The 12,743-nt window shown below is 37.4% G+C and carries 11 protein-coding genes; all 11 read left to right on the plus strand.

All coding sequences use genetic code 11. The annotated features are described in order from the left end of the window. Positions 1-4: 4 nt before the first annotated feature. The gene (locus ACZ47N_RS08525) at positions 5-1,372 is read left to right on the plus strand and encodes a CpaF family protein (protein ID WP_464886131.1); all 1,368 of its coding nucleotides are present in this window, start codon (positions 5-7) and stop codon (positions 1,370-1,372) included. A gap of 4 nt (positions 1,373-1,376) precedes the next feature. Next, positions 1,377-2,306 carry a type II secretion system F family protein gene (locus tag ACZ47N_RS08530; protein ID WP_464886132.1) on the plus strand — a complete coding sequence of 310 codons (930 nt, stop codon included), beginning with the start codon at positions 1,377-1,379 and terminating at the stop codon, positions 2,304-2,306. 28 nt (positions 2,307-2,334) lie between these two features. Then, positions 2,335-3,252 (plus strand): type II secretion system F family protein, encoded by a 918-nt coding sequence (locus ACZ47N_RS08535; protein ID WP_464886133.1) that lies wholly within the window; start codon positions 2,335-2,337, stop codon positions 3,250-3,252. 14 nt (positions 3,253-3,266) lie between these two features. Next, positions 3,267-3,572 carry a DUF192 domain-containing protein gene (locus ACZ47N_RS08540; RefSeq protein ID WP_464886134.1) on the plus strand — a complete coding sequence of 102 codons (306 nt, stop codon included), beginning with the start codon at positions 3,267-3,269 and terminating at the stop codon, positions 3,570-3,572. After that, positions 3,573-4,877 (plus strand): hypothetical protein, encoded by a 1,305-nt coding sequence (locus ACZ47N_RS08545; RefSeq protein ID WP_464886135.1) that lies wholly within the window; start codon positions 3,573-3,575, stop codon positions 4,875-4,877. Positions 4,878-5,245: 368 nt separating this feature from the next. Then, the gene (locus ACZ47N_RS08550; protein ID WP_464886136.1) at positions 5,246-7,645 is read left to right on the plus strand and encodes an AraC family transcriptional regulator; all 2,400 of its coding nucleotides are present in this window, start codon (positions 5,246-5,248) and stop codon (positions 7,643-7,645) included. 116 nt (positions 7,646-7,761) lie between these two features. Then, on the plus strand, positions 7,762-9,063 hold the full coding sequence (locus tag ACZ47N_RS08555; protein ID WP_464886137.1) for a hypothetical protein: 1,302 nt from the start codon (positions 7,762-7,764) through the stop codon (positions 9,061-9,063). Positions 9,064-9,124: 61 nt separating this feature from the next. Then, positions 9,125-9,988 carry a TSUP family transporter gene (locus ACZ47N_RS08560; protein WP_464886138.1) on the plus strand — a complete coding sequence of 288 codons (864 nt, stop codon included), beginning with the start codon at positions 9,125-9,127 and terminating at the stop codon, positions 9,986-9,988. Positions 9,989-10,016: 28 nt separating this feature from the next. After that, a complete protein-coding gene (locus tag ACZ47N_RS08565) occupies positions 10,017-10,943 on the plus strand; it encodes an HD-GYP domain-containing protein (protein ID WP_464886139.1) in 927 nt (308 codons plus the stop codon). Between the two features lie 188 nt (positions 10,944-11,131). Next, a complete protein-coding gene (gene sppA / locus ACZ47N_RS08570; protein WP_464886140.1) occupies positions 11,132-12,124 on the plus strand; it encodes a signal peptide peptidase SppA in 993 nt (330 codons plus the stop codon). Between the two features lie 17 nt (positions 12,125-12,141). Next, the gene (locus ACZ47N_RS08575) at positions 12,142-12,648 is read left to right on the plus strand and encodes an RDD family protein (protein ID WP_464886141.1); all 507 of its coding nucleotides are present in this window, start codon (positions 12,142-12,144) and stop codon (positions 12,646-12,648) included. Positions 12,649-12,743 lie beyond the last annotated feature (95 nt).

The raw sequence follows: 12,743 nt of genomic DNA on the forward strand, positions 1-12,743 counted from the left end.
CGGGATGAATTTATCTGAAAGATTAAAACGTGCCAAAGCAGGTGGAGACGCTTCCAATGCCATTACGGATATAATGGATTTCACCAAAACATCAGAGGCGCTTAAACAGTCGGAAGAATTAGAAGGATATAAACAATCCATCCATCAAACAGTTATCGATGAGTACAATCGACAAATCAGAGAAAACGATGGGGATGATCAGGCTGTAGATGTACGCTTAATCATATCCAACGCTATAATAGACTCTGGGAAATCCTTTACTAAGGCAAGGCAAGAGATCCTTATTCAGGAAATCTATGATGATGTGATGGGATTAGGTCCGCTAGAATCCTTGTTAAGAGATAACAACATTTCAGAAATCATGGTCAATGGACCCAAAGATATTTATATCGAAAATAAAGGGAAAATTGAAAAATCTGGCATAACCTTTAAAGACGATCAACATGTACTTCGAATAATCAATCGAATTGTATCGCCTATAGGAAGGCGTTGTGACGAAGCTACTCCCATGGTTGATGCCAGACTCATGGACGGATCACGGATCAATGCCATCATTCCTCCTGTAGCCTTGAATGGACCGACAATAACCATAAGAAAATTCAATTCGGTCCCTTTTCGAGTCAAAGATTTAATTGATTTCAATACCCTGTCTTTTGATATGGCATCTTTTCTAGAGTCTTGTGTCAAAGGAAAATGCAATGTCATGGTTTCGGGAGGAACGGGAAGTGGAAAAACAACCTTATTAAATGTACTTTCTAGTTACATACCAGGAAATGAAAGAATTGTGACGATAGAAGATGCGGCGGAATTAAAACTTATGCAGCAGCATGTGATTCGTTTGGAGTCAAGACCTCCTAATATAGAAGGAAAAGGCCAAGTAGCCATTAGAGATTTGGTGAAAAACTCATTGAGGATGAGACCGGATCGTATTATCGTAGGTGAGGTTCGTTCAGGCGAAGCTTTAGATATGCTACAGGCAATGAACACCGGCCATGATGGGTCTTTGGCTACAGCACATGCCAACAACCCGAGAGATATGATTTCCAGATTAGAGACAATGGTTTTGATGGCAGGCATGGACTTGCCGATTAAAGCCATAAGAGAACAAATCACATCTGCCATTGACATCATTGTTCAACAGTCACGTTGTAGGGATGGGTCGAGGAAAATAACAGCGATTTCCGAAGTTACAGGTATGGAGGGAGACGTGGTAAGTTTGCAGGATATATTTGTGTATAAGCAAGATGGGTATGATGCTTCTGGACGGATACGTGGTAAGTTTGTGGCAACGGGAGTTCGGCCTTATGTGGTGGAGGGCTTAAAAGAAAGTGGAATCATGATAAAAGACGAATGGTTCTCGAAAACAGGGTGATAGGATGAAAATATTAATTGCTTTTCTATTAGCTTTTTTAGTGTATATTGCAGTAGATGCGTTGATTAAAGTGTTTTATTGGCGCATATTAAATTTTAACCACCGCCGTACAGAAATACAAAAGTTGAGCTTAACAGGCTATCAGGGACAGTCTACTTATCTTAGTAGGAAGAAAAAAAATAAACTACCTGTACCAGAGAAAATAAGAAAAAGTCTTGTTGGTGCTGGGATACATCTGAAGCCAGAGGAATTTCTAAGTTTATGGATAGGATTGACAGGGGTGATCTCGATGGTATTGCTTATTGCACAAGCACCTATAATGACGGTAGTAACTATTTTGATTCTTGTTTCACTTGCGCCGCCGATATTTGTCAGCATTAAAAGCAAAAAAAGAAGAGAAAAATTTAGCGTTCAGTTAAAAGATGCCCTCATGGTTCTCTCCAATAGTCTACGTGCGGGTTTCACCTTTGAACAAGCTATTAGCACTGTCTCTTATGATTTACCAGATCCAATAGGAACAGAATTTAGACAGGTGTTCAGAGAGGTTGAATTAGGAGATACGATAGGGGCATCCTTAGATAGGGTAGCAGAGCGGATGGAGTCAAAGGATTTAGAAATGGTGAATATAGCCGTGGCCATTCAAAAGAAAGTTGGAGGGAATTTGGCCACTATTTTGGACAATATTAGTGAGACACTTCGCGAAAGGATGCTGATGAAAAAAAAGATTAATGCATTGACAGCACAAGGGAGAATTAGTGGACTAATTGTGGCATTGATTCCTGTTTTTCTGTTAGTAGTAGTAACACTTATAAATCCATCTTATATGGAGCCGATGTGGACTACAACCTATGGGCATGTGTTATTAGGCATAGCCCTTGTGCTTGAGATTCTAGGTTACGTAATTATTCGAAAAATGATTAATATCAAACTATAAGAAATAAACCCGCAGGGGGTCTGGAACAGTGGAACACGGAATAGTTAGAATTATAGGGATTATCAGTGTAGTGGTATTTGTATATTCCTGGATCAAAGGAATGGAGAGTCGGGGACAAGTATTTAATAAAAGATTGATGGAAATAAAAAACTTCAATGTACCTAAAAGACATATGATTAAAGATACCATGGATTTAAGTTTTAATGAACGATTTTTACAGCCTATGGCCCTGGGCATCATAAGAGCTATAAGCTTGGTGATGCCCTTTAGGGAAAGTACACAACGAGAATTAGGGAAGAAATTGGCTAAAGCGGATATAAGAATGAATCCCAAGGATTATCGTTCTATGAATCTTGTTATTATTCTTGGTTTGGGAATCCTTTTTATGATATGTACAAGTGGCGGCATAGGGCATAAGATTTTGAATTTCATCATAGGTGTGTTGGCTGGATATGTTTATAGAAGATGGGCCTTGGAAAGCGTCATTACAAAACGAAAAAATATGATAAAAGGTCAACTACCAGAAACGATTGATTTATTGAACGTTTGCGTTGTCGCTGGCTTAAGTTTTGATCAAGCACTAACCTATATTCTAGAAAAAGCAGAAGGACCATTGATTCATGAATTTAGTGTTGTTAAAAGAGAAATAATGCTGGGGAAACGTAGGAAAGACTGCTTGCAAGCAATGAGTGAACGGTGTGAAGTTGATGAAGTATCAAATTTGGTGAATGCCATCATCCAAGCGGAGGCGTTGGGGATTTCTTTGCAAAATGTACTGGACACCCAGTCACGTACCATACGGGAAATCTATAAACAAGACATGGAAGAGCGAGCTGGAAAAATCCCTATTAAAATTCTCTTGCCAATGATTGCGTTTATCTTCCCGGTTATCTTTATTGTTTTGTTAGGTCCAGCGGTACCAGTGCTAAAAGCAGCCTTTCAGTAGGGAGGTATCCAATAGTGAAAATAATAGTTAAAGAAGCTACTACATTTAAACAGCGATTAAGAGGACTTATGTGGAAAAAGGAGATGGACCACGAAGGCCTCTTACTCAGAAACTGCGCTCAAGTGCATACTTGTTTTATGAAATTTGAAATATGCATCTTGTTTTTGAATGAAAAGGACGAGGTCTTAGATCACCAAAGGCTCCAACCCTGGGGAGTCAGCAAAAGAGTAAGGGGCACGAAGCATATTTTGGAAACGATATGGAATACAGAACAAGCCAAAGGAATGGCTGGCAAATCAATCGAAATGGAGGTGCTTTAAATGTATTATAAAGGATATGGAGTAGGCGATTTATACGATAAAAAAGAGGAAGATAAAAGTCATGTTGAAAGATTGTGTGACAGCGGGACGCTGAAAAAAGTAATGGGTGGCTATTCGAAAAAAAGTGTTGAAGAGTATATTAACTCCTATAAAGAGACAGCAGAGCAAATGAGGGAGAACTTAGAAGACCAACTGAATCATACCTTGTCGGAAAAAGAAATGCTTCATCAAGAAAACGAATTATTAAAGAAACAATTTGAAGACGTGGAAAAACGTGTTTATAGCTTGAAAGAAGAATACGATCAAGCAGTACAAGAGAATACAGAACTGCAGAGCAATCTTCAAAAAGAACAAAAAGAGGCTCAGGAAGTATTAGAAAAATTAAATAGTCAAGATGAAAGAATGGAACAGGCGATCAAAAGTAAAGAAGACGAAATAGAGCAATTGGATGCAAAAATGATAGCCATTGAAGCTGATTTAACCGAGTCCAAAGCAGAAATGGAACGGCTCAGAGTACTTCTAAAAGAAAAGGAAGAGCTACTCCAAGCTAAGGATACCCAGATCCAAGAATTATCTGAAGCGATGCAGGAGAAGGACAATGAAATCCTTGTGTTGGCAGAGCAGTTACAGAAAAGTGAAGACCAACTTAATGTTGCAAATCAAACTTTAGTAGAGTACCAGCAACAGCTTGAAGATTTACAAAAACAACTGAATGAAGCTGAAGTGCCTGATAGTGCTGTCAATGAGCAAATTGCGGCAATGGAACAAGAAGTAGAAGAACTCCAGAAGGAACGAGATCATATTAAAATGGAGAAGGAACGAGCTTTGCAAAGCTTTAAGCAGAAAGTAGATGAGGTAACAGAAAAGCTACAAGAGAAAGAAGCCCAAGCCAATGAATTGCAAAACTCAGTGAACAGCATGCAGGAAGAGCAAGAAACATTAGAAGTAGACATTCAAATGCTACAAAATAGATTAGATCAAAATGAAATAAATGAACGGGAATATTTATTACAGAAAAGAAAAATAGATGGCTACAAAAGTCAGCTAGAATCTATGGAAACATACCTACAAAATTTACTTGAAGAAATTGGAATCAAAGAAAAAATGATTAAAGAAGCTATGGAGCAACATGAAAATGATCAAGCGAAAATTCGAAACTTAATGGAAGAAAAGATAAAACTAAAATCTGAAAACATCGAGATGCTAGATGAAATTGATTCATTAAAAAACGAACTAACTGAATATAAAGGAAGTGAAGCCAATGATATTATTAAATTCTCAGCCAAAAAGGCAGCAGAACGTTAGCAGGTAGAGTATCTGCTGGTTACTATGATACCATTGAAATAGCAAATAAATTCTTAATATACTGAACAGACTAAACTAATTTGGATAATTTTTAGAGAATAGGTGAGAGTGGAAAATGGGGAGAGGAACAGTAGTTAAAGATGGACGCCTTATACTACTGTGATCCAGTGGCGTAACCGACAGATAAGATTAATCTGTCCTTTTTTGTATAGAATCTGTTTTTGACGGAAGTGTGATTGACAGCAAGGATAGTAGGCTGAAGGTAAGGGTGGATCCTGTATGAGTCTTTACTGTGTAGTAGGGTTGTATAACCTTCCGGAAATTTAAAAGCATTCTAAAAGAGGCAGCAAACTAGGAGGGGGAGATGCATGTTGATGGATGTCAAAATGAACACCTCTGAGGACGCCTTTAGTATTATATCAAGCAGTATGGATTTTTTAGTAGCGAAAAAACAACACTCATATAAAGCTTCTTTAGTACAAATTCAGCAGGAAGTTTTTTCTGTTCATCAGGAAGCAGAAATATTGTATATTGTGAGAGGAACTATAAAGCTTCAAACGAAGTTAGGTGAAAGGGTTCTTAATCAAGGAGATCATTGTTTAATTAAACAACGAGCGGCACATAAAGTAATACCAGTATCAGAAGACAATATTGTTTTTGTTTTTCAAATGGATGACGAACAAATTAAGGATATTGGTTATAAAGATGTGTGTGCACATAAAATACGAGTAGATTCAAAGGATACCCATAAAGTGCTTTTTGAAAAAATTGCTGAATTATACTTATGGCAAATTAGAGGTAACGGTAAAGATATTAATATAGATCAAAATGTTCATATGGTAGGGCACTGCGTAAACAAGCTTCTTAAAAGGCGTGCAAGTTCTTCAATTGAAGGGAATGATGAGAGTATACAGACTGTAGTTTTTGATGTAGCAGAAACCTATATTAGGCAATCTGATTTTGAAAAAACATTAGAAGAAGTGGCTGTAGAATACAAACTTAGTTATTCGTACCTTTCGAGAATGTTTCGCGAGGTGACGGGTTTAAGTTTTACCCGATTTGTAACGAGAGTAAAGCTCTCTTTGGCTGCAGAAAAAATTCTAAGCACAGAGGATCCAATTGTTGAAATAGCATATCAGTGTGGCTATAAGGAATCACGAACGATGAATCGAGATTTCAAGTTATTTTTAAATATCGCACCACTTTCCCTAAGAAACAAATACAAAAAATTGCATTTAGATGCGGATGAGTGCTGTTTGCAAACGATACCAGAAGTAAAACCGTTTATCAAAGAAATCGAAAAAAAAGGCTTTCTGAAAAGCGAAAGTTTTATGAAAAGAAGAAATCATACGATTCATACGGAGAAGCCCATAGGCATTATGCAAATGAAATGGGGCGTCGTCGCCGATTTTGAGAGCTGTATGATGGATCGGGAAATAGATTTTAACGAGTCGATGATAAAATGTGTAAAAACCCTATCGAAGGAGTTGTCGACGCAATTTATTCGATTTAAACTTAAGTATAGTGATGAAAAGTTTTATGTATCCCTTGCTAATGATGAAAAAACACTATTTGATGAAGAGAATATCAAAACATTAATGATATTAGCTGGACAGTTATCGGTGACACCGATTTTCTCCATTGATTTTGGGGTTAATTATGACCAGTGCGAACAGCCTCCTATAGGTGATAAAGAAAGATACCTGGATCTGCTTGGGAAGTTTGACCTCTTATTTAAACGTATAACAAAAACGCAACTGCGCCAATGTCGTTTTGAACTGAATTTAGAAGGGTTTAACTCTATTTTTAGTGAAGACTATTTGGAGACAATGGATCAAGCGATTCAGTGTTTCGTTGAATTGATAAAAGGGAAGGTATGTCAAGACATACAGTACAGAGGGTTACATATAGGTGAATATGTCATTAGTAACCAACGACTAAGGGGTCGATGCTTGAAGGTTCTAAAATACAAGTTAAAGCAATTTGATTTTTTCAGTGCACGCTTCATATATCAAGAAAAAAGTCCAGATATAATGTCTGATCCTGAAGGCATACAAGAACAATACACTGCAGCAGAGGAAAAAATAAGTAAACTGCTGCCTAAAACATCCAATAGTGATAATCCTCACCTAATCGTTGATTTAACATATGAATTCCAAAAGAATCTTAAAAAACACACCAAAACAATGATGGGCTACCATATTTTGCTGGAAACTGCTTTATCAAAGACATGCAAAGCTGCATCAGTCGTTTCCTTATTTCAAATTAGATGGACAGAAAATGGCCATAAAAAATGGCGTGACTTTGGGCGTATTGATAAAGCATTCAGAAGACCCTTGTACTACTTGTTAAATCTTTATCAATTCCTTGCAGATAGCGAAATACTTGTAGAAGAAGAAGGATGCGTAATTTCTCAAAAAAAAGATAGTATTTTTGGTTTTTTTTATTTAGGACAGAAAGGTCGTTGGGAAGCAACTGGATTACAGAGCATACCAAAGAGTAGGCAATATCAAATTGTAATTCCTAAGAGTATGAAGAAATACAAAGTGTCGGAATACACTTTTAACGAAAGCGTTTGTAGTGAAAATCAAGACTACACCTCTTTTACAGGGGAAGGTTTTTTAAAAGAAGAAGAATATCATTATATTCAAAAAACGATGATGCCAGAATTAGCAATAGAATGTAAGGAGTATGAGGATGAAACATTCCATACGGTTAATGTTCAGCCTCATGATATATGTATTGTTAGAATCGATAAAATGGACTGATATGGCAGGGGATTTGGTGGAAATTACGTTGACAAAGATCAGGAAATATAGCGAAGGGCTTCTTGAAGTAAAGAGGTTGTAGAGCGTTAAATTAGAATGAAGAGGAGGGCGATGAAATGAAATACGTAATAATAGGGATAGGAGCTTTAGTATTAGCTATATTTCTTGTGATTTTGAGACGAGCCAAAAGGATAAAGAACAGGAAAGAAAAGCATATTCTTTCTGACAAGCTTGAGCAGCCATATCGTGGCGTATATTCTGAAGGAAGCGTTGAAAAACATCTTGGGAATTATATTAAACAAACAGAAGAAATGCTTAAAAGCCTTAAAAATCAGTTGAAAGAAGGCCGTGCTGAAAAAGTATTAGCTTTTCATGAGAATAAACTTGTGAAAAAACAGTTAAAAGAAGTAGAAGAATATGTACTGACTATAGAACAAGAGTACGATATGATGTTGGGGAGTACACTGGATAATACGGGTGAATTAGCAGCAGAATGGGGAAATCAAAGGGATTCTATAGATGAATTTGAAAAGTCTGTAATGGAGAATGAAAAAATAGAAACGATGAATCAAATGTTACAGCGACTGCGTGTGTACAACAATGAATTAGCTTCGTTTCGGGATTGGATTGAGGAAAAAAGCATACGGTTGGCGCTAAAGAATAAAGAAGTGGATACATTACGAGAAGCTATTCAAAATAAAAATAATGAAATCAAAGCCTTAAAAAAGGATGTACACTATACGGATCAGGCAGCGAATGAAGTGCATAGTAGGCTTATAGACTACGAAGAACAAATAGAAAAATTAAAAAAATCCGCAGGAAGTAAGGGATTAGAATACGCGGTTTTGGACAAAAATAAAAGACAATTTCAAGGAGTATTAAGAAAATTAAAACAAGAAAAAGATTCGTTTTTAAGCATTAAATCGAAAGCAACGCAAACCTATAGAGGAAGAATTAAGTTAATCCAGACAAACGTAAAGGATAAAAATGATGCGATTGATACATTGAATCAAAAAATAGAATTCATGAAAGAAGCACGTCAGTTTTATGAAGTTGATCTACAAATCCTTCAAGAGAGAATAAGAAAAAGTGAAAAAAACCGCTATCAATTTGAATACCTCTCTCGAAAAAGAAAAGCATATCGGCACAAGGTGAACCTTGTCAAAAATTTTGTTAATGTAGTAACAGAACAAATTAGAGATAAAAATGAGTGCATTGAAGCCTATCGCTTTAAATCACAGAAAGAAAAATCTTTAATTAATGAATTGATAGAAGAGAATACTGCATTGAAACTGGATAACACGCTTATGCAAGAGGAAATAGAAGAGCTTAAACATTTAAAATCAGTTCAGGATAAAGAACGGCTCACCCAAGAGGAAAATCAGGCTAATAAAGGATCTGAAGAGTATTCAGCCTAGGTACCGTTACGTATTAGTACACTAGATTTAGCCTATGCCGTTAAGAGTAGGAGGATAATGGATGATTATAATTGGATTTTTAGCTGTTCTTGGTGTCATGACATTTTTGTATATTATAAAATGGGGACAATCGCTCTTTCACTATTTTGAAGGTTTTCCATCGGTGCATATGATACTAATAGGGTTTGTTACAGATTTTTTTGATTCTTTAGGAATAGGGAGTTTTGCTCCAACGGCTTCTTGGTATCGACATACGAAGTTAGTGAAAGATCGGATTATACCTGGAACAATGCTAGTAGGGCATACATTGCCAGTGGTTACAATGGCATTTATATTTATACGACGAGTAGAGGTAGATCCCATAACACTCATACTGATGATTTTGGCAGCTGCAATAGGAGCTCACCTAGGGGCGGATATTGTTTCTGGACTTTCAGAAACTAAAGTTCAATTTGGAATGGGTTTTGCGTTGATCATTACAGCGATTATCATGATATTGGGAACAGATGTGATTCAAGCGATGCCTTCTGCTGGAAATCAGATCGGGTTAAGTGGAGGGTCTCTGCTGATTGCTGTGATGGGCAATTTTGTTTTAGGAGCGCTTATGTCGCTGGGAGTAGGGTTATATGCTCCGTGTATGGCATTAGTTTATTTATTAGGAATGGATCAACTGGCGGCATTTCCAATTATGATGGGTTCCTGTGCATTTCTTATGCCAATAGGAAGCATAAAGTTTATCAACCATGCAGCCCTCGATGCCAGAGCGGCACTGGGTTTGGCCCTTGGCGGCGTTCCAGCAGTCGTCCTTGCTGCTAATTTCATATCGGAACTTCCTATGGAAGTACTTACATGGTTGGTAATTGCGGTTATTAGCTACACGGCGTTTAAGATGCTAAGAGCGGCCTTACCCAAAGAACACTTTTGATGAGAATATGGACAGAAGGAGTAGTCTATTGGATAAATACATTGATGAGCTCACTATGACTGGAATGCATAAGCAGAACATGGCTTTTGATCAAAAGGATTTACTAAGATTGATAAATGTTGAGGAAGATAAATACATCAAAGATCGGATTTTCAGGATATTAACTCTCTTTTGTTATGAAAAAAGCGTTTTCAACTCTGAAAAAAAAGCAAGATCCCTTTTAAATGGAAAAGAATTTGGAGTTGACGGGAATATTTGGGCTTTCGTGGTTGAAGCAATGAATTCTATGGATCAAGAACAGTTGAAAGGGCTTTTGCCTAGGGATCAGTATCAAAATAGCGGGAACCTAATTGTTCTGTGTCAAGAAAACCATAGGGTTAACGGGATACGTCGAAAAAAAAAGTTATCTCCGTTGGATTGTATCAACATTTTACTTAATGAAATTGATCCTGAAGTGTTAAAGCATAGCACTAGAATGAATAAAATGGCTATACGATTTGGGAAAGAACTGAATTTAGAGGGGATAGAACTAAAAAAAGTAGCTTTGGTTGCAGAACTGCATGATTTAGGAAAAATTGGGGTAGAAAAATCTATTCTTCAAAATATAAATGGGTTGACTGACTGTGAATGGGAAGCATTAAAAAAGCACACAATAGTTGGATTTCAAATAGCAAAGCAGATAACGAAAATTCCAGGAGTGGCTGAAGGCGTGCTTACTCATCATGAAAAATGGGATGGGAGTGGCTATCCACTTGCTCTAAAAGAAAGGAATATTCCTTTTTTAGCAAGGGTGATAGCAATTATAGATGCCTTTGATGCAATGACCTTTGATAGGAATTATAGAGAAAAATGTAGTCCCAAGGAAGCAAAGAAGGAGTTAGAACGATGCTCTGGTTCTCAGTTTGACCCTGAATTAGTTGAAGTGTTTTTAACAAAAGTGGTTGCGTTGGCATAACCATGTATAGGGATAAAAAGGTGAAGTAGAAAAAAACGATGGTTTTTTGGAAACTAACGTTTAAATGTGATAAAATCGGATAGGAAATCTCTTTTTATTTTCTTTTGGGTTGATGGTATGATTCGGAAGAATAGAAAGAAGAATGGATCAAAAGAGAGGATTAACATTTTGAGGTCAGGGAGGTTTATATGAATAAAAAAAGGTGGATTGCTAGTGGATTGTTTGTAGTGATTCTGATGATTTCCGTGGTGATGGAAACATCAGGCAGTGTGGATAAAAAATTATTGGCAGATGAAGAGTGGGAAGAAGTAACGCTTGAAAAAGGATCTGATGCTGTGGTGGCAGTACTAGAAGTCACAGGAATCATTACTTCTCGAGATACAAGTGGGGTTTTCGATGAACCAGAGTATCAGCATCATTCATTTCTCAAAAGACTAGAAACTGTATATGAAGATGAGAAGGTGAAAGCTATTGTTCTGTACGTGAACTCACCAGGTGGTGGAGTTTCTGAGAGCGATGAAATCTTTCAGCGAATTATGACTTTAAAAGAAGAAAATGAAAAACCCTTGGTGGTCTTTATGGATCAGGTAGCTGCATCTGGCGGTTATTACATTGCGGCACCTGCGGATCATATTATGGCGACTCGAAACACGATTACTGGATCTATTGGTGTCATTATGCAGAGTATTAATTTGCATCAATTAGCAGAGCGTTGGGGGGTAGAGGATGCAACCATCAAAAGTGGGGACCTGAAAGACTTGATGAACCCCTTAAGACATATGGAACCTGAAGAGCGAGAAGTGATGCAGAGTATTATTGACGAAATGCATCAGTATTTTGTAGAAGCAATTGTAGAGGGCAGAGGGATGGAGTCGGAGAAAGTAGAAAAGTTAGCCGATGGCAGAATCTACAGCGGAGCTCAAGCTTTGGAAAATGGGTTAATTGATTCTTTAGGGATGTTTGAAGATGGGATTGAAAAAGCAAAGCAGATGGCGGATCAAGAAGATGCAACCGTGGTTATTTTAAGACAACCAAGTTCTTTTAGCTGGCAAAGGCTCTTAAATTCAAATCAGCGTTTATCCATGCTTGAACAGTGGTTTAGAAAAGAGTCGAAGTCCAGTTATCCCATTCCTTTGTCCATAGACAGTCCTCCAGTTCCCATGTACTTATGGACAAATTAAAGGAGGCGAATCAATAAATGGATACATCAATGATTGACCAAGAAACCCACTCTTTGGAAGAGCCTTCTGATTGGGAAGAATATAGGATTGCACGTATTTCGGATCGAGTAAAGGCCTATCTGATTGATATGGTCATGATAAGTGGAATAGGGACCATATTGGGAGCCGTTACTGGTGGTATTTTATTGGAGATCCCATTGTTTGCAATGCACTTGATGACAATAGGAGTCGTAGGAGCCATTTATTTTTCTGTTTTGACAAAAATATGGGGACAAACCATCGGAAAAATGATGGTGGGAATACGAGTTGTTCAAGAAACGGCAACGCCGCTTACTTGGAAAACCGTTTTTCTCAGAGAAGTTGTAGGGCGAACCGTAGCTCAATTCTTGGGGACTCATTTTGGGTATATGTGGGGAGTCATCCATAAAAAAAACCAAGGGTGGCATGATATCTTGATAGACACCTATGTGGTTGAAGATCCGGAAATCCAAAGCCATCGGATGCTTCGGATTCCCAAACAGTAAAAACAAAGACATTACTAGGATCATTAATAAGTGAGAGTGTCTGTTGCATCGAACAACTGATAAGTTGCATTCCTTTGATATAATGATATAGGTAA

The organism is Tindallia texcoconensis (genome assembly GCF_055383815.1).

Excerpts from the sequence above, each read along its gene's own strand:
- ACZ47N_RS08560 (WP_464886138.1), top strand. The coding sequence starts at position 9,125 with ATGATTATAATTGGATTTTTAGCTGTTCTTGGTGTCATGACATTTTTG.
- ACZ47N_RS08525 (WP_464886131.1), top strand. The coding sequence starts at position 5 with ATGAATTTATCTGAAAGATTAAAACGTGCCAAAGCAGGTGGAGACGCT.
- ACZ47N_RS08555 (WP_464886137.1), top strand. The coding sequence starts at position 7,762 with ATGAAATACGTAATAATAGGGATAGGAGCTTTAGTATTAGCTATATTT.
- ACZ47N_RS08550 (WP_464886136.1), top strand. The coding sequence starts at position 5,246 with ATGTTGATGGATGTCAAAATGAACACCTCTGAGGACGCCTTTAGTATT.
- ACZ47N_RS08545 (WP_464886135.1), top strand. The coding sequence starts at position 3,573 with ATGTATTATAAAGGATATGGAGTAGGCGATTTATACGATAAAAAAGAG.
- ACZ47N_RS08575 (WP_464886141.1), top strand. The coding sequence starts at position 12,142 with ATGGATACATCAATGATTGACCAAGAAACCCACTCTTTGGAAGAGCCT.
- sppA (WP_464886140.1), top strand. The coding sequence starts at position 11,132 with ATGAATAAAAAAAGGTGGATTGCTAGTGGATTGTTTGTAGTGATTCTG.
- ACZ47N_RS08530 (WP_464886132.1), top strand. The coding sequence starts at position 1,377 with ATGAAAATATTAATTGCTTTTCTATTAGCTTTTTTAGTGTATATTGCA.